Origin of the sequence: Terriglobus albidus, from assembly GCF_008000815.1 — a bacterium.
GTDB classification, from domain to species: domain Bacteria; phylum Acidobacteriota; class Terriglobia; order Terriglobales; family Acidobacteriaceae; genus Terriglobus; species Terriglobus albidus_A.
Genome location: NZ_CP042806.1, coordinates 5,767,343 through 5,784,356 on the forward strand (window position 1 = coordinate 5,767,343; position 17,014 = coordinate 5,784,356).

At 58.6% G+C, this 17,014-nt stretch carries 15 protein-coding genes; 12 read left to right on the plus strand and 3 right to left on the minus strand.

Annotated elements, in window-relative coordinates; translation table 11 throughout:
* The first annotated feature begins 328 nt into the window (after positions 1–328).
* Both FTW19_RS23145 and metH read left to right on the plus strand, forming a co-directional pair.
* Positions 329–1,444, plus strand: coding sequence for a homocysteine S-methyltransferase family protein (locus FTW19_RS23145; protein ID WP_147649938.1), 1,116 nt, complete (start codon positions 329–331; stop codon positions 1,442–1,444).
* Positions 1,441–4,161 carry a methionine synthase gene (gene metH / locus FTW19_RS23150; protein ID WP_147649939.1) on the plus strand — a complete coding sequence of 907 codons (2,721 nt, stop codon included), beginning with the start codon at positions 1,441–1,443 and terminating at the stop codon, positions 4,159–4,161. Before FTW19_RS23145 ends, metH begins: the two co-directional genes overlap by 4 nt.
* 363 nt (positions 4,162–4,524) lie before the next feature.
* On the opposite strand, the gene FTW19_RS23155 is transcribed toward metH, so the two are convergent.
* A complete protein-coding gene (locus FTW19_RS23155) occupies positions 4,525–5,676 on the minus strand; it encodes an IS481 family transposase (RefSeq protein WP_147649897.1) in 1,152 nt (383 codons plus the stop codon).
* A gap of 410 nt (positions 5,677–6,086) precedes the next feature.
* A complete protein-coding gene (locus FTW19_RS23160) occupies positions 6,087–7,151 on the minus strand; it encodes a hypothetical protein (RefSeq protein ID WP_147649940.1) in 1,065 nt (354 codons plus the stop codon).
* 165 nt (positions 7,152–7,316) lie between these two features.
* Here FTW19_RS23160 and FTW19_RS23165 point away from each other — a divergent pair, with 165 nt between their 5' ends.
* The 5 genes from FTW19_RS23165 (at position 7,317) to FTW19_RS23185 (ending at position 10,008) form a co-directional block, all read left to right on the plus strand.
* Positions 7,317–7,826 carry a winged helix-turn-helix domain-containing protein gene (locus FTW19_RS23165; protein ID WP_147649941.1) on the plus strand — a complete coding sequence of 170 codons (510 nt, stop codon included), beginning with the start codon at positions 7,317–7,319 and terminating at the stop codon, positions 7,824–7,826.
* Positions 7,819–8,151: a hypothetical protein gene (locus tag FTW19_RS23170; RefSeq protein WP_147649942.1), complete on the plus strand. Its 333-nt coding sequence runs from the start codon at positions 7,819–7,821 to the stop codon at positions 8,149–8,151. Before FTW19_RS23165 ends, FTW19_RS23170 begins: the two co-directional genes overlap by 8 nt.
* Before the next feature lie 88 nt (positions 8,152–8,239).
* Entirely contained in the window at positions 8,240–8,527 is a 288-nt protein-coding gene (locus FTW19_RS23175; protein WP_147649943.1) for a hypothetical protein, read from the plus strand.
* Positions 8,528–8,531: 4 nt separating this feature from the next.
* Positions 8,532–9,479 carry a LysR substrate-binding domain-containing protein gene (locus FTW19_RS23180; protein WP_246153460.1) on the plus strand — a complete coding sequence of 316 codons (948 nt, stop codon included), beginning with the start codon at positions 8,532–8,534 and terminating at the stop codon, positions 9,477–9,479.
* A gap of 46 nt (positions 9,480–9,525) precedes the next feature.
* Entirely contained in the window at positions 9,526–10,008 is a 483-nt protein-coding gene (locus tag FTW19_RS23185) for a lipocalin-like domain-containing protein (protein WP_147649944.1), read from the plus strand.
* 622 nt (positions 10,009–10,630) lie between these two features.
* On the opposite strand, the gene FTW19_RS23190 is transcribed toward FTW19_RS23185, so the two are convergent.
* Positions 10,631–11,404, minus strand: coding sequence for a hypothetical protein (locus FTW19_RS23190; RefSeq protein ID WP_147649945.1), 774 nt, complete (start codon positions 11,402–11,404; stop codon positions 10,631–10,633).
* A gap of 215 nt (positions 11,405–11,619) precedes the next feature.
* On the opposite strand from FTW19_RS23190, the gene FTW19_RS23195 reads away from it, so the two are divergent.
* The 5 genes from FTW19_RS23195 (at position 11,620) to FTW19_RS23215 (ending at position 16,634) form a co-directional block, all read left to right on the plus strand.
* The gene (locus FTW19_RS23195; RefSeq protein ID WP_147649946.1) at positions 11,620–11,946 is read left to right on the plus strand and encodes a PadR family transcriptional regulator; all 327 of its coding nucleotides are present in this window, start codon (positions 11,620–11,622) and stop codon (positions 11,944–11,946) included.
* The gene (locus FTW19_RS25950; RefSeq protein ID WP_187143143.1) at positions 11,943–12,662 is read left to right on the plus strand and encodes a hypothetical protein; all 720 of its coding nucleotides are present in this window, start codon (positions 11,943–11,945) and stop codon (positions 12,660–12,662) included. Before FTW19_RS23195 ends, FTW19_RS25950 begins: the two co-directional genes overlap by 4 nt.
* 217 nt (positions 12,663–12,879) lie before the next feature.
* The gene (locus FTW19_RS23205) at positions 12,880–13,938 is read left to right on the plus strand and encodes a tetratricopeptide repeat protein (RefSeq protein WP_147649947.1); all 1,059 of its coding nucleotides are present in this window, start codon (positions 12,880–12,882) and stop codon (positions 13,936–13,938) included.
* A 408-nt stretch (positions 13,939–14,346) separates the two neighbouring features.
* Positions 14,347–15,300, plus strand: coding sequence for an RNA polymerase sigma factor (locus FTW19_RS23210; RefSeq protein ID WP_246153461.1), 954 nt, complete (start codon positions 14,347–14,349; stop codon positions 15,298–15,300).
* Entirely contained in the window at positions 15,297–16,634 is a 1,338-nt protein-coding gene (locus FTW19_RS23215; RefSeq protein WP_147649948.1) for a carboxypeptidase regulatory-like domain-containing protein, read from the plus strand. The genes FTW19_RS23210 and FTW19_RS23215 overlap by 4 nt, the downstream gene beginning before the upstream one ends.
* Positions 16,635–17,014: the final 380 nt, after the last annotated feature.

Below are 17,014 nucleotides of genomic sequence, written 5' to 3' on the forward strand. Positions count from 1 at the left end.
GGGCACGGCTTCAGCCGTGCCGAACGGGGTTGAGAAGAAGCGCGGCTTTAGCCGCTGAGGGCATAGTTCTGGGTACCTCAGCGGCTAAAGCCGCGTCTTTGCAGGGCTTTTTACGGCACGGCTGAAGCCGTGCCCTTAAGCAAAACGGTTCGCGCGAAGCGCGAATGCCCAGGTCCCTTTAGGGACCCCGGGGCACCCAGCCCTTGCCTATCAGACCTGTCGATACGTGACCGGCCATGACCACACCCCCACTTGCCATGAATGAGATAATGAAGAGTGGCCTACAGGCGCTGTTGCGTGGGTCAGGATATGGGGGCATTCGGAAGCTATGACCAATCCACAGCATCCTCTTCAGAAGATTCTGGAAAATCGGATCGCCATCATCGATGGAGCGATGGGTACCACCATTCGCACCTACGGGATGAAGGAAGCCGATATCCGTGGAGAGCGCTTCAAGAATGCCACCAAAGACCTGCTGAACAACGGCGACCTGTTCTCGCTGACGCAGCCGGAGATGATCGGCGATATCCATCGCCGCTTCCTCGAAGCCGGTGCCGACATCATCGAAACCAATACCTTTGGCGCCACCAGCATTGCGCAGAGCGAGTTCTTTGTCGACGATCCGCGTGAGCATGGCGGCCGTAAGGACCCTGAGTTCTACCAGAAGATCATCGACGATGCTTCGCTGAGCGCGCTTGCGTGGGAGATCAATGAGCAGTCGGCGCGGCAGTGCCGTGAGTGGGCCGACCGCGTCGGCAACGACACCGGACGCCAGCGCTTTGTCGCCGGAGCCATCGGGCCGTTGACCGTCTCGCTGTCGAACTCGCCGGATGCTGACGATCCCGGTTTCCGCGTCGTGACCTTCGACCAGGTGAAGAAGGCGTACACGGAAGAGGTACGCGCCCTGATTGCCGGTGGAGTCGATCTACTGCTGGTGGAGACCATCTTCGACTCACTGAATGCCAAGGCGGCATTGGTCGCCATTCAGGAGGTCTTCGAGGAGGATGGCAAGAAGCTGCCCATCATGATCTCCGCGGCGGTTGGCCGTGGCGGTGAGACGATGATCTCTGCGCAGACGGTTGAGGCCTTCTGGAATGCGGTCAAGCATGTGAAGCCGCTCTCGGTGGGCCTGAACTGCTCGCTCGGTCCGGACCTGATGTATCCGTTCCTGGAAGAGCTTTCCGGCAAGGCTGATGTCGCTATCTCGGCGTATCCAAATGCTGGTCTGCCCAATCCGCTTTCGCCCACGGGCTTCGATCTGGAGCCCGCCGATATGGGCCGTTATCTTGGCGACTTCGCCAGGGGTGGACTGATCAATATCGCCGGCGGATGCTGCGGCAACACGCCGGAGCACATCGCCGCTATCGCCAAGGCTCTGGCACATCTGGAGCCGCGCAGCCTGGAGCACCATCAGGAACCGGAGGCCGTGGGAGCCAAGGGATGAGTATCGACACGACAGAATCAAAGCCTCTTCGCCTCTCAGGATCGCAGCCCTTCACCCAGCAACCCGGCGTCTTCATCATGATCGGCGAACGTACGAACGTCGCCGGCTCGCCGAAGTTTGCCAAGCTGATCAAAGAGGGCAAGTACGAAGAGGCCGTCAGCGTCGCCCGCCAGCAGGTGGAGAACGGCGCCAACGTCATCGACATCTGCATGGACGAGGGCATGATCGACGGCGTTGCCGCCATGTCGCGCTTTCTGCAGTTGCTGGCCAGCGAGCCCGAGGTTGCCAAGGTTCCGTTCATGGTCGACTCCTCCAAGTGGGAGGTGATCGTTGCCGGCCTGAAGTGCCTGCAGGGCAAGGGCATCGTGAACTCCATCTCGCTGAAAGAGGGTGAGGAGAAGTTCCGCAAGAACGCCGCCACGGTGCAGCGCTATGGCGCTGCCGTGGTTGTGATGGCCTTTGACGAACAGGGCCAGGCGGCGACCTACGAAGATAAGATCCGCATCTGTGAGCGCGCTTACCGCATTCTGGTGAACGAGGTTGGCTTTGCTCCCGAAGACATCATCTTCGATCCCAACATCCTGACGGTTGCGACCGGCATGGAGGAGCACAACAACTACGCGGTCGACTTCATCAACGCGACTCGCTGGATCAAGCAGAACCTGCCGCATGCCAAGGTGAGCGGCGGCGTCTCCAACATCTCATTCAGCTTCCGCGGCAACAACAAGGTCCGCGAGGCGATGCACGCGGCCTTCCTCTATCACGCCATTGCGGCTGGTATGGATATGGGCATCGTCAACGCCGGCATGCTGGAGGTCTATGAAGAGATTGAGCCGGAGCTGAAGGAGCTGGTCGAGGACGTCCTACTCAATCGCAGGCCCGATGCGACGGAACGCCTGGTTGAGTTCGGCGAGCAGTTGAAGGCCTCGGCCACTACGGGCGGCGCCACCACCGAGAAGAAGACCGAGGAGTGGCGCAACGGCACCGTCGAAGACCGGCTGGCACATGCGCTGGTCAAGGGCATCGACACCTATATCGCTGCCGACACGGAAGAGGCGCGCGCGAAGCTGGGCCGTCCGCTGCTGGTAATTGAAGGTCCGCTGATGGCGGGCATGGGCATCGTTGGCGATCTGTTCGGTGCGGGCAAGATGTTTCTGCCGCAGGTGGTGAAGTCCGCCCGCGTGATGAAGAAGGCTGTCGCCTATCTGACGCCCTTCATGGAAGCCGAGAAGGAAGCGATGGCCGCCGCCGGCATCGAGGTAAGGACGCAGGGCAAGATTGTGCTGGCCACCGTCAAAGGCGACGTGCACGACATCGGCAAGAACATCGTCGGCGTAGTGCTGGCCTGCAACAACTACGAGGTCATCGACATGGGCGTGATGGTGCCCGCCGAAAAGATCCTCGAACGCGCCAAAGAGATTCGCGCCGACATCATCGGTCTGAGCGGCCTGATTACGCCGTCGCTCGATGAGATGGTGCATGTCGCCCGCGAGATGGAGCGGCAGAACTTCAAGATTCCGCTGCTGATCGGCGGTGCGACCACCAGCCGTGCGCATACAGCGATCAAGATCGCTCCGCACTACAGCGAGCCGGTCGTACACGTTCTGGATGCCAGCCGCGCTGTGCCGGTAACCACCAGCCTGCTGAGCGAAGAGAGCCGGCAGAGCTTCATCGATCAGCATCGCGCCGAGTATGAGGGCGTGCGTAAGGCTCATGCTGCTCCGAAGCTGAAAGCCGTTCCGATTGAAGCGGCGCGCGCGCGGCATACACCGATTGAGTGGCGGGCGGAGGATATCTCGCAGCCTGCATTTACCGGTGTTCGCGTGCTGGATAACTTCCCGCTCGAAACGCTGCGTGAGTTTATCGACTGGTCGCCGTTCTTCCATGCCTGGGGTTTGAAGGGGATCTATCCGCGCATTCTGGATGATGAGAAGCAGGGCGCTCAAGCCCGGCAGATCTTCACCGAGGGCAATGCCCTGCTGGACAAGATCATTGCAGGCAAGCTGATTACGGCGCGTGCGGTGTATGGCTTCTGGGCTGCCAACGCTGTTGGTGACGATGTTGAGCTGTACACCGATGAGACACGCTCCACGGTGCTGGATCACTTCTACTTCCTTCGTCAGCAGGTAAACCGCGAAGGCAAGGAACCGTGCCGCTGCCTGTCAGACTTTGTCGCACCAAAGGAGACCGGACTGCAGGATCACGTCGGCGCCTTTGCCGTCACCAGCGGTATTGGCCTGCGTGAACTGTGCGACCGCTTCAAGGCGGATCATGACGACTACAGCGCCATCATGGCGGAGGCCCTGGCTGATCGCCTGGCCGAGGCCTTTGCCGAGTGCCTGCACAAGCGTGTGCGTGAGGAGTGGGGCTATGGCTGTGAGGAGAATCTCACCAACGACGAGTTGATCCAGGAGGAGTATCGCGGTATTCGTCCTGCTCCGGGGTATCCGGCCAGCCCCGACCATACGGAGAAGGGCACCATCTGGAAGCTGATGGATGTGCAGGCGAAGACCGGCATCATGATCACGGAGTCGTACGCGATGTGGCCGGGTTCGAGCATCAGCGGGATTTACTTCGGGCATCCGGAGTCGCGGTATTTCAGCGTCGGTAAGATCGATCGCGATCAGACGCAGGATTACAGCCAGCGTAAGGGATGGACATTGAGTGAAGTCGAGCGGTGGCTGGGACCGAATCTTAATTACGATCCTGAGAGGTAGTCGGTTGCGTAGCGAGGATCTCGATACCCCATTCTTTCGCGAAGCGAAAGGGTAGCGTATCGCGCTATGCGCGACCGTTTTTCTTCAAGCATGTACCTCAGCGGCTAAAGCCGCGTTTGCTCTTAAGTCTTATACGGCATGGCTAAAGCCATGCCCTTAAGCGAGGCGTTCGCACCCTCGGTGCGAAACGGTTGCGCTTGCGCGCAACAGAACAATACAGCAAAACTCGCTACCTCCATTCGCGCGTTGCGCGAACGAGAAACCATCTTTCGTTTGAAGAGGCTGTCTTTTTGTTTTGCTTAAGGGCACGGCTTCAGCTGTCTAGTCTCCAGAGATGGTTTACAGTTTGTCTCCACACATCCTTTACAGATTGAGTGAGTTTGCGGGGCAGGGTTCCACGATCGTGGAACCCTGCCCCGTGAGGTCGAGTTCCCGGATGGGCGTGTCACCGTAGAAGATCAGGATGCGTTGATCGATGCGAGCGAGACGGACAGGCTGATGAGCCAGGGCTCCGGCTACCTGCCAGCTGCGTCCGTCCAGCCAGAGCGCTCCGTTGCTGTTGAGCTCGCGCACTTCGGCATCCGGGGCATACGCGGGGTTACGTGGTTCGGTGTACTCTCGCTGGCTGGGGTGCCAGTGGTCTGCTGGCGTTTCCATGTCCAGCGCTTCATGGGGACGAACATGGTTGTACTCTTCCCGGAAGCGGTCCAGCCATGACTGGCCAGGCGGCGTATCCATCGGCCCGCACCTTCTCCGTGCCCGCTCCAGGGCACCGTGGAAGCGTTCCACCTTACCCTGGGTCTGCGGGTGGCGGACTCCGGAGAAGTACAGCCGGATGCCCAGCCGCATCAGCCACACGGATAGCTGCGTCCATCCTCCTGGTGACTGCGCGTTCCACCAGGGCTGGCCGTGATCCATCAGCATGGCCTCGGGCAACCCACAGTCAGAGAACGCCTTATCCAGCCTCTGTTGGACGACGAGACCTTCACCCGAGGACAGTTGCTCCAACACCAAGGCATAGCGGCTGTGGTCATCCAACACGGATAAGGGGCCAAGATGCGCGTTCCATCCCTTAGGGCTTTTGAAATCCATCTGCCAGAGCTGATTAGGCGCCTCGCGACAGAAGCTGCCAGTGGCCTGTGGATGGCTGTCCAGCCGGTGGATCAGACCGTGCCGACGCAACACTCGATGTACGGTCGACGATGGCACCTTCACCCCAGATCGGCCGAGCAGAACGCGAAGCTTACGTGCACCCCAGTCAGGATGCTGGCGCCGTAAAGACACGATCTGCTCTTCCAACTCGGCAGGGCTCTGACGGGGACTCAGCAGAGGCCTGCGGCTGGCTTCCTGCATGCCGGCCGCTCCATGCTCACGGTATCGCTTCAGCCACAGATAACCCGTCGGACGGCTAATCTCGTACTCCATACACAGAGACGAAAACGATCGCTCTCCAATCATCGCCGCCTCCACAAACCGCAATCGCTGCGCTTCCACTTCCACCTTCCTCCATGCCATCCAAAAACACCCCTAAACAGGCATAAACCTGTAAAGGATGTCTGGAGACAAGGTGTAAAGGATGTCATGGAACTGAACAGCTTCAGCCGTGCCGTATCAGGGTAAGAAGAAGTGCGGCTTTACAGGCTGCGGAAAAACTCTATATGAGGGGATAATCGGGTCAAATTTGGGGATAGAAAATCATCACCCAATGTCCCCGGATCGCTTATAGGTCATTCTGACGCGATCGTTTTTTTTGCGCTTCTCGAAAATCGAGTTTTTCCGCAGCCTGTTTAGCCGCTGAGGGCTTGCGCCAGCGAAGATCTAATTCGCACTACGGGACGAAGAAAAAACGATTCGAGCTTCGCGTATCTTCACCCCAACGAGCGAAGCCCGTTGGGGACCCCGATGTGGGGCACCCCGTGTGTGCTCTATTCCTCATCCGGCAGCCCCGCAAGGCTTCGTACCAGCTTGCTGACTCCGTGGGCAACACTGAACGACTGCGGCACTGATTCTGGTTCCAATAGACCGAGACCACAGGTCGCTGTAATCATGGCCCGTTGCGCAAGCTTCTGCGGATCGCCGGCGCGCGATGCGCACTCGAGCCAGCGGAGGAAGATCTGTGCCGCATCCATGGCGTCGAGATGCTTCTTCGTCGGCACCAGACCATAGGCGACCGTTCCACCCTGGTTCACGAAGTCCATCGCCTGTGGATGCGCGAAGAACGATTCCAATCCTTCATGCGCATCGAAAGAGAGGATGTCGGGCCTGACGCGGAACATGCGATCAAAGGGTTGCGATGCACAACAGTGCAGACCGGCGTAGACGCCACGCGTGCGGGCATCGTCGAGAATTGCCGCCAGCGCGCTGAGCCGATGGTCTTCCGGAAGTCCGGGGATCTCAAGACACAGGCCCGGCTCATCGACGAACAACAGCACGGGGAGGTTTGTTGCGCGAAGGCGATTCGCCTGCCAGCAGATGAGCTGCGAGACATGGAAGGCGACCGACGAGAACAGCACGGGGTCAGAGAGAAACGGACGGCCCTTGTAGAAGAGAAAGGCTGCCAGAGTAATGGGGCCTTCGATCTGTCCTTTAACGGCAGTCGCCTGCGGGAAGAGCCCTGAGGCGAGCGCCTGTTCCAATGCGAAGAAGCCGGCGGCATTGTCTTCGGTGAGGTAGCCATCACCGTTGTGCAGGACATCGATGACGGCATCGATGCTGCCTTCGGGGACCTGATAGCCATAGCCGTCTGTGCGCGGCTCGACCAGGTGGCGGATGCAGTCGAAGCCCTGCCCGATGGCGGCCTCACGTTCTGAACGCTGCGGAAGCTGCGGCCAGAAGGGCACCTGCGGCGAAAAGGTGATCACCGATTCCAGGGCTTCAGGAAGCGAGGTCAGCGGCAGGCTGCCGACTCCGGTAACAGCTCCGGCGGGATCGAAGGTCGGGCGGCGGAGAGCTGTCTGCGACGTCGCGAATACGGATGGGGTTGACGGCAAGCGTTGAGGTTCTCCTTCGCTGATTTCAAGCTAACATGCGGAGCCGTCACGTCATATGCAGCTGATTCTAAACAGATTATAGTGCTAGCCCATGCCTAATTGATCTATCGAGAGAATCTCTATATTTCCAATTTCCAAATCGGAAATTGGAAATATAATAAATCTATGCAAGGACAAGACATTGCGCTTCTCCTAAAACTCGCAATGCAGCGTGATCCACGCATGCCATCCAAAGATCTGGCGGATGGTCTCTTCATTTCGCCATCCGAGGTGTCGAAGTCTTTGAAGCGAAGTGCGGAGTCCGGCCTGCTACACATGGCCAAAGGCGAAAAACGGGTCAATCGGTCTGCCTTGTTGGAGTTCTTGTCCCACGGACTCAGGTATGTCTTCCCGCCGGCAAAGGGATCGCTTGTTCGTGGTGTCCCTACGGCAGTGGCTGCAGCTCCGTTGAACTCGCGTTTTGTAGATAACGGCGATCCACCCGATGTTTGGCCGTATGCCGAAGGAGATGTCCGAGGCATAGCATTTTCTCCCTTGTATAAGGGTGCGCCGCAAGCAGCGCTGAAAGATGCTGGGCTCTATCGGGTCCTTGCTCTCTGTGACGCAATCCGTGGTGGAAGAACGAGGGAACGGAATCTCGCCATTGAACTGCTCGGGAAAGAGCTCAATGCCTGATCCAAACAGCTCTCTGCTTGAAGATGCGGTGCATAAGCTCGCTCCCTTTCTGGATGAGATCGTCTTCGTCGGTGGTATCACACTGGGACTTCTGATTACCGACAAAGCAGCCGCACCGATTCGCGGCACGAATGATGTCGATGTGATTGCCGAGATCATCTCGTACGCCGACTACATCCAATTCTCTGAACGTCTTCGTGATGCCGGCTTTACCGAAGATGCAGGTGAAGCACCTCTCACGTGTCGATGGCACCATGGGAATCTGATTGTAGACATACTGCCTCTGAGCAAAGAGGTAACTTGGCTTCACCAATCGCTGGTATAAGCCTGCCCTCGAATATGCATCAGCGTTCACGTTGCCGAGTGGCTCGTCGATTCGAGTGATTACCGCTCCATTCTTCCTGGGAACGAAGATGGAAGCATTTCGAGGACGCGGCAATATGGACTATCAGGCCAGTCATGACCTTGAAGATTTTGTCGCAGTGATTGAGGGACGGGAGACACTGATGCAAGAGATTGCTGCATCCCCTCAGGATCTTCGCGACTATCTTGCGGAGGCAGCGTCAGCTCTACTTGCAGAATCCCGCTTCCTGGATGTGCTTCCAGGATTTGTTCTGGATAGCGAGCGTGTACCGATCATCGAAGAGCGGCTGGCTATGATCGCCGCCAACGATTCGACCTCCGCTAGCAGATCACCCTAGGGGCGTGTCGTCACTTTTCGGCTACACTACGCGCACGATGGCTACACGGCTTACGCTCGATCTCGACACGTTGCGCACACTCACCGTTGCGAATGATCTTGGCAGTCTGGCGCTGGCGGCGGAGCAGCTGGGGCGCACGCCCTCTGCGGTAAGCCTGCAGATGAAGCGGCTGCAGGAGGAGCTGGGAGCTCCGGTCTTTCGTAAGCGCGGGCGCGGCCTTGCCCTGACCGAAGAGGGAGTGGTGGCGCTCGCGTATGCCCGTCGCATGCTCTCGCTCAACGACGAGCTTCTGGACACGATGCAGGGCGCCAATATCGACGGACACATCCGCATCGGCTGCACCCAGGATTTTGCCGCAGTGCTGCCCTCCGCGCTGTCGCACTTTGCTCTGCTGTATCCGCGTATGCAGGTGGAGCTGCGCATCGAAGGCAATGCGGCACTGGCCGATGCTGTGGAGGCATCGCAGATCGATCTTGCGGTCGCAATCGGCCACGAGACACGCGCAGCCGCCGAGACCATCGGCCAGCTTGAGATCGTCTGGATTGCGGCTTCCACCTTTGCTCTTCCGCAGAATCATCCTCTGCCGCTGGCAGCCCTGGGGCCGCAGTGTGCCTTTCGCCGGTGCGCGATCGAACATCTGGAGACGGCCACAACACCGTATCGCATCGCCGCCAGCAGTCCCAGTCTCGACGGCCTGTGGGCCGCGCTGCTTGCGGGTCTGGGCATCACGGCGAGGACTGGATTGCGGCTTCCCGAGGGCCTGGTCTCAGCAGCGTCGCTCTTTGGCTTACCCGCGCTCGGCGCGTTGCCGGTTACAGTTCATCGCAATCCGCAGTCCACAGGTATCGCGGTCGATCGCATGAAGATCCTGCTGACAGAAGCCGTGCAGGCAGCGCTGGCCTCGCAGACGAAGACCGCGAAGAAGCATAAGCAGAGCTCACGTGTCGCTTGAGAACAATCAAATTGTTCTTGCGATACCGCGTTGTTAGAGTTGCGGCATGAAACGGTATTTGCTTCTGCTCACTGCGCTTCTGCTTGCCCCGCTCTCCGGCATCGCACAGACATCTTCCATCGTCGGCACATGGGCTCTTACTGCCGCAGATAAGCTGATGCCGGATGGCACAAGAGTCTCCGATTACGGGCCAAATCCTCACGGCCTGGTGATCTTTACCGCCGATGGACATTACGCGGTACAGATCTATCGTGGAGACCGTGTGAAGTTTGCCTCGGGCGACAGGCTTAAGGGAACGCCGGAGGAGTATCGTGCGGTTGCGATCGAGATGAGTGTTCACTTCGGGACCTATACCGTCGATGCTGCCAAACACACCATCAGCTTCCACATCGATCGCGCTTCGGTTCCGAATCAGGATGACACCACCGCGGTGCGGGCTTATGAGCTTCAGGAAGATGTTCTCTCGTGGAAGGTCGCGGCTAGACCGGATGGATCGATTCCGATTACGGTGTTGAAGCGGGTGAAGTAGGGTGTGGCTAATCAGAATGATGGGGTGGTCTTTGCCACCTTGACTTCATGAGGGTGTGGCACCTGGACGGCGTGTACCTCAGCCGCTAAAGCCGCATTTCGTTCTTGCTCTGATACGGCACGGCTAAAGCCGTGCCCTTAAGCAATGCATTTCGCACCTTCGGTGCGAAACGGCTGCGCTCCGCGCAACGGATGGATGGAGCTGAGCACGATCCGCCCGTATCCGGTCGCGCGTAGCGCGATGTCGTGCTTAAGGGCATGGCTTTAGCCATGCCGCACATGACATAAGGAACAACGCGGCTTTAGCCGCTGAGGGCTTGCATCTAAGACAAATCCACTGCTCCCGCCCGGTTCACGCTTCGTGCGAACGAACACGTGCGTTGGAGACCCCGCAGCTTGGTTAGAGCATTCTTATCGAAAACCCCTGCAAATATGTAAACTCGCTGCGAGTGATCGCGTCTTGCATAATGCGCTCGGCGATTTTGTTCGGCAGATGAGAATGAATTCCCTCTTGTTTGCTGGGCAACTTCGCCGAGGGCGGCGAATCTGAAGCTACGTCCCCCCAAAAATACAGGGTGAAGAACCTTCCCGGTTCTTCACCCTTGTTCCTGAAAAGCAATTTGCTAAACCATGAAGCTAACCGCGCTGGAAGCGTTGGACTGCGGCGGACCGTATTGATTGAAGCTGGACATCTGGTCCTGGAACGTAGTGAGCGCTGCTTGCGCCTGGCTTGTGCTGCCGCTTGCAATGGCTGCTTCAACACTCGACAGAAAGGCACTGAGGGGATCGTTGCTGCTGTCGGTGCTACTGCTACTGCTGTGCGAGTGATGGCAACCACCGCTTGCGCTCGTGCCGGAGGTAGAGGACGTCGATGACGTGGAAGAAGTGCTGCTGGTTGAGGATGTGCTGTCAGAGGACGAGGTAGAGCTACCCGGCGCATTCTTTTCCAGATCCGTGAGATATGTCTGCGCTGCGGTGAGATCGCCGGACTGAATGGATGAGATCAGTCCAGAGAGATCTTTACCGAAGCTATCTCCCGATGAGGACCCAGACGAGGATCCCGCCGCCGGTGAGGATTGCAGTGTCTGCAGAGCAGTCTGCGCGGAAGACATATCGCCGGAGGAGAGAGCGCTTTCCACGCTGGTAAGGAAGGTGCCGATGGGATCGGTGCCGTTGGTGGCGCGAGGGCTCGACTGCTCGACCTGCGCCAGATATTGCTTGGCAGAACTTAGATCGCCCGATTTGATGGCGGACTCCAGTTCAGAGAAGCTGCTTTTGAAGGTATCGGTCTTGCTGGAAGTGATTGAGTTGGTGGACATTGAACTCGATGAGGCCAATGAAAAAAGGCCCGGATCGAAGTAGGCAAGGCTGCTCGAACTGATGCTCGATATGCTCATACGTGCTCCTAATGAAGATTGATTAGTGAACAACTGAGCGGTCCACGTCGGTAGACGCAAACGAGCGGCGGGAGCGAGAGCTCCGCAGACCAACAAAGCAACCGGCATGCCAAAGTGGGAAAGGGCTTTTTAAGTGCCTTCTTATCGATAGCATCAAAAATCTTCTTACCCGCCTTGACAGTCCCACCCATTACTATCACAATGTAGTACTAACGATGCTTGGAGAGTTTGAGTACCTGATCATTACGGCGGCAGCGGGGCTTGGCGAACGGGCGTATGGCGCCACCATCCGCGAAGAGGTTGAGGCCAGTGGCCGAAGCTGTTCGATCGGCGCGCTGTATACCACCATCGACCGGCTGGAGACGAAAGGTCTGCTGAAGACCTGGATGAGCGATGCCACGCCCGAACGCGGTGGCCGCGCCAAGCGCATGGTAAGCATTACGCCCAGCGGTTTGAGCGCGGCGAAAGAGTTCTATGAGACAGTGATGCGCATCAGCCGCGGAGCCTCATGGGTGGCAAACCAGAGCAGGAGTGTTCTATGACGGGCTGGACCCTGGTGGAAGTTGTCGCTTCACGTCTTCTGGAACGCAATGAGTGTGAAGCAGTGCTTGGCGATCTTGCGGAGACGCGTGAGTCCACGTCGGCAGCGATGCTGGATGTACTGGGTCTTGCATTTCGCCGTAAGGCAACGCCATGGCGCACTCTAGGCCCATGGGTTGCTGCCTTCGGCCTGGCGCTGCCGTGCAGCCTGCTGTTGATGGGCTTGTCTGTTTCTATCAGCGCGACCTATCTAAAGCTGTTCAATACCACGGTTCTGAAGAACACCGGTTTCACGCTTGGACCTGGTATCGCCCTGCTGCTCTGGAATGTGATTCTGCTGATCGGCTGGGCGTGGACCGGTGGCTTCGTAATGGGATCCATCTCACGCAAAACCATTCGCATCAGCGTACTGATGTCATCGGTTCCGTGCGTCTTCTGCATGGCGCGTTTTCATGTGGAATCTCTTTCACGCTTCTGTCTGCTTCTCTTCCTTCTTCCCGCGGCGTGGGGCGTCTATCGAGGTCTGCGGCTCACACGCATTTACTTTCCCGCAGCACTGGTGCTTGCGCTCGGTATCACGCTGCTGACGATTCCCATGTGGCGCATTCCTGGTGCATGGCTGCCTAACTGGGCGCTGAGCTGGCCCGCGTGGTACTTAGCGCTGACTGCGTGGAGAAACTCCAGGCACGCAGAGCGCGCACGGCCGCTGGCCACCTGACACACACTGATATCCGGCCGTTTTCTACGGCTGCACCCACCGTCACTGCGAACCGGTACGGAATTCCCTGCGTTAAAGTTCGTGATTTTTTCTAAAAGCGCGGAACCATCGTTCTGAATGAAACGTATCAGCGGGCGTACGTCGCAATACCGCGCGGCCGTCTCAGCTCGTAATCAGGATCTACAGGCTTCACACCTTATCTCTGAGGAGCACTCTCATGTCGACTGCTCGCGTAGCCCCGTGCGTCTTAAAGCAACGCCTGGCGATGATCTGGCTCATCGTTACGGCACTTTCCCCGGTCTTCTTTGATAGCGCTATCGTGTACGCACGTCCTGCGATGCAAGCGAGCCCCGGCGCTGAACATACCGCAAAACCTATCCAAGCAACGACACAGCAGATGTATCGCAAGCTGATTCAGGAGTCTGAACAACGGAACGATCCGCCTGCGCGGCAGGGTTATCTGTGGGCCGTGCTGGCCGCGTCGTATCACGACATCGGCAACATAGCTGAGTCACAGCGAGCCTATGAACATGCATTGCCCTTGCTGGCGCAGTCGCCGCAGTCACGCGGCAACTATGCGACGGCGCTCGATAATCTTGGAAGTATTTATCTCGAGCTCGGCAACATTGCCGATGCGGAGAAGGTAAGGACACAGGCCTTCCATCTTCGCGAAGAGATCGGCAATCCCATCGATCTTGCCCGTGGTCACGAGCATCTCGCCGAGGTGCTGCTGGCGCGGCATCGCTTCAAAGAAGCCGAGCAGCACGCCCGCGCAGCCTACGACACGCTCTCTGCCAAACCGGAGCCCGACGATATGGACGCTCCAACGGCGGAACATCCGCAGTACACGCAGAGGCGCGGCAACACCATGCTCGCCGCACTGATCACGCTGGTCTTTGCCGAATGCAACCAATCGGAGCTGCAGGAGTGTCTGCAGGCAGCAAAGCAGGCCGATCAGATCGCGACGCAGGAGTTCGCTTCCGGATCGCTGGAGCAGGCACATGCCGCCATGGCGCTGGGCTTTGCGCAGTGGAAGACGGGGGATGTCTCCACTGCGGATCAGACATTGCGCAGCGGCATGGCCATGATGAAAGCCAGGTTGGGCGAAGGGCATCCCCTGGTGCTTGATTCGATGTATGAATACCGGGAGTTCCTGCAGGCGCAGCACCGCAAGGCGGATCTTTCGTCGCTCGATCATCAGATCAAGGATGTGAAAGAACATCGTCCGGCGACAGCGTGTGCGAATTGCACGATTAGCGTGTTTGCGTTGCGGTAGTGGTCGGGTAGTCCTCACTACGGTGTCCCATTCATCGATAGTGATGAGTGGGACATTCGCAACGTACCTCAGCGGCTAAAGCCGCATGTATTCCCGGGCCTTCTACGGCACGGCTGAAGCCGTGCCCTTAAGCAAGGCATTCGCGCGATGCGCGAAGGGAAAAGCAAGCAATCTGAGGAGGTTAACGAGTTTGAGGGGGCCAGGTTTTCGTCTTGCTTAAGGGCATGGCTTTAGCCATGCCGAACCGAGACGGAAAAAGATGCGGCTTTAGCCGCTGAGGGCTTTGCTTCTTTGCCTTCATCGTCAACGTCGCGCCTTTCCACCCCAACGACACAAGTTCGTTGGGGACCCCGGCCTTCAGCTCTAAAACAAAGACGCAGCTCCCTTCGCTCGCGGTATCTTGGGAGCGTGGATTCTCTGCCGTTACAGGACGGGATACAGAACGGGCTTGCGGAAGAGCTCTCTCCTGCTGCACCGGTGGAGCGTGCAGGTATCTCGCCCGGGAATCTGAGGGAGTTGTGGACACAGGCGCAAGCTGCGGCCTATGACCTATCCGAAGTGGAGTTTGCCCTTGCTCTTGCCGCTGCCGGTGGGAAGTACAACTTTGGACTTCCGGCACAGCAGGCCTCCACACCCAGCCAGCGGCTGGCGTTTTACCGGAACCTGCACCTGAAAGAGCTGGCTTTGGCGCATGCCTGCGCGCTGGGCCGCGATGCGGCGTGGCAGGTATTTGTCTCCCAGTACCAGGCGGCTCTCAAACAAACCGCGATCAGAATCACCGGGTCTGCTTCCCTGGGAGAAGATCTTGCGGGCGCGCTTTACTCCGAGCTCTTCGGACTGACGGAGCGTGATGGTGTGCGCCGATCTCCGCTGGCGAGCTATACAGGTCGCGGATCGCTGATGGGCTGGCTGCAGGCCACGCTGGCGCAGCGGCATGTGGATCATCACCGCCGCACCCATCGTGAGACTCCGCTTGAAGACAATGATTTCGCCGCGGCACCAGTCTCTCCTGTTGCTGCAACACATGAGATCGAGCGGCTGAAGGACGCCATCGGCAATACCTTCAATGCCTTGCCGGCAGAGGATCGCCTGCTGCTCGTATCTTATTTTCTGGATGGACGTACGCTGCTGGAACTGGCGCGGCTTCTTCGCGTGCATGAGGCCACGATGAGCCGGCGGCTGAAGCGGCTGACGCAGGATCTGCGAAAGAGGCTGCTCAAAGATTTGCAGGCGCATGGCATGAGCCGTGCAGCCGCGGAGGAGGCGCTGGGAACCGATCCGCGGGACATCGACATCAATCTGCGAAGTCTGCTGCAAGCTTCGCCACCTTCTCCGTTCTCTCAACAGGCAGGAACCAGATGAACGAGCCTCTCCAACCCGGACACCACCTCGACGCGGACCAGCTTGCCGCATTCGTGGAGGGCGCGCTCACTCCGCAGGAGCGCCAGGAGAGCCTCACCCACATGGCCGTGTGCGAGCAGTGCCGCAGCATCGCTTTCCTGATGCAGGAGCCCCAGACCGCGATCAAGCCGGCAACCGAGCCCGCACCTGTTGCGGCTCCGCAACTTCCCTTCTGGCGGCGGTTTACGCCGCTGGTCTATGCAAGCGGGTTGGGTGTCTTCGCCACGGTGTTGATCGTCTTTGCCTGGATGCATCAACGCTCCGTACCACCGCCGAAGGCCGACATTGCTCATATCGCTCCTGCTCCTGTGCCGGAAGCGACGCCTCGTACGACACCTGAAGCGACTCCTGCGAAGCCAGTCATTAAGGAGAACGCGAAGAGGGTATCACCGCAACCGGCAATCGTACGTCGGAGTCCGGTGGCGGCCCCGGTTACAGCATCGGCAGTGATGTCGAAGACGGCGGCCTCGGATGCGGTTGCAGTCGCTACGCAAAACCGGACCGCGCGTCTGGTTACGCTTGCCCCTGGGGCGACGATCACATCCCCACTGGAGAGCCGCCAGCTGCATGATCTTCCGCTGAATGGCCGCGCTGCCTCTCAATATGCAGCGGCCCCTGCGGCAAAGTCCGTGTCTCCGGCGCTTTTGTTCCCGCCTCCGAATGGAGAACTCGCGCTGCGCATCGAGCATGGGCAGTCTGTACCGGGGTCGCAGGCAAAGGTGACCGGCGTTGTGCTCGATCTCAGCGGAGCCACGATCCCAGGAGCTACTATCACTCTGCGTCAACCTAACACGCCGCTGCGTCAGACAAAGACAGATAACACCGGCAACTTCACCCTTGCCTCGCTTCCCGCGGGGAAGTACAACCTGGAGATTGCAGCGCCGGGATTCCAGACCGTGAACCAATCGCTGGACCTGCTGGCGAATGATGTTGCGCTGCTCACCTCGCAGGTTCCGGTCGGATCCACCACGGAGTCGGTCGATGTTACGCCCGAAGCGGCCGTGCTAATGACGCAATCTGCTTCGGTCGCTTCCATCCCGGTCGAGACGAAGCTGCCTTACGATGCACAGATAGCGGAGAGGGTTCAACGGGACAAACGGATACTCGTGCTCGGCTCCGGCGGGAAGATCTATCTCAGCACCAACAACGGCAAACGCTGGAAGACGATCAAACCGCTGTGGGATGGGAAGGCCTCACGGATCGAAGCGGCAGAACATGGGCCTGGATTCTCTCTCACCACTGAAGCAGGCACGGTCTGGTCCAGCGATGACGGGCAGCACTGGCGGAAACGATAGGACAGATATTTCCTCATCCAAACTGGCATTGCCAGCGTTCAGTGAAACGGCAGATTCGCCGGGGTGAGGTAAGCATCCGGCAGCAGCAATACAAGCGCTGAAGGCGCGCTCTATACCAGCCTGGGGCAACGCCCCAGGTTGCAGCCAACAAGATGCTTTAAAGGGCTGAAGGCCAGTTCCATAGAAGCGTCTTCAATCCCACTCGCACCGTTCGTTGGTTGACGCACAGTCTCGGCGAGAGAGATTGTGGCATTGCACGATTGGCAATTATAGATCGGGCCTTCAGCCCTCCTGCCATCTCGCTATCCGATACCTGGGGCGTTGCCCCAGGCTGATATAGAACGCGCCTTCAGCGCTCTTTCTTCCTTCCCCAAAACAAA

Bases quoted from the DNA above. Each gene is read 5' to 3' on its own strand.
- FTW19_RS23145 (WP_147649938.1), top strand. From the start codon at position 329: ATGACCAATCCACAGCATCCTCTTCAGAAGATTCTGGAAAATCGGATC.
- metH (WP_147649939.1), top strand. From the start codon at position 1,441: ATGAGTATCGACACGACAGAATCAAAGCCTCTTCGCCTCTCAGGATCG.
- FTW19_RS23155 (WP_147649897.1), bottom strand. From the start codon at position 5,676: ATGGCATGGAGGAAGGTGGAAGTGGAAGCGCAGCGATTGCGGTTTGTG.
- FTW19_RS23165 (WP_147649941.1), top strand. From the start codon at position 7,317: ATGCAAGGACAAGACATTGCGCTTCTCCTAAAACTCGCAATGCAGCGT.
- FTW19_RS23170 (WP_147649942.1), top strand. From the start codon at position 7,819: ATGCCTGATCCAAACAGCTCTCTGCTTGAAGATGCGGTGCATAAGCTC.
- FTW19_RS23175 (WP_147649943.1), top strand. From the start codon at position 8,240: ATGGAAGCATTTCGAGGACGCGGCAATATGGACTATCAGGCCAGTCAT.
- FTW19_RS23185 (WP_147649944.1), top strand. From the start codon at position 9,526: ATGAAACGGTATTTGCTTCTGCTCACTGCGCTTCTGCTTGCCCCGCTC.
- FTW19_RS23190 (WP_147649945.1), bottom strand. From the start codon at position 11,404: ATGAGCATATCGAGCATCAGTTCGAGCAGCCTTGCCTACTTCGATCCG.
- FTW19_RS23195 (WP_147649946.1), top strand. From the start codon at position 11,620: ATGCTTGGAGAGTTTGAGTACCTGATCATTACGGCGGCAGCGGGGCTT.
- FTW19_RS25950 (WP_187143143.1), top strand. From the start codon at position 11,943: ATGACGGGCTGGACCCTGGTGGAAGTTGTCGCTTCACGTCTTCTGGAA.
- FTW19_RS23205 (WP_147649947.1), top strand. From the start codon at position 12,880: ATGTCGACTGCTCGCGTAGCCCCGTGCGTCTTAAAGCAACGCCTGGCG.
- FTW19_RS23215 (WP_147649948.1), top strand. From the start codon at position 15,297: ATGAACGAGCCTCTCCAACCCGGACACCACCTCGACGCGGACCAGCTT.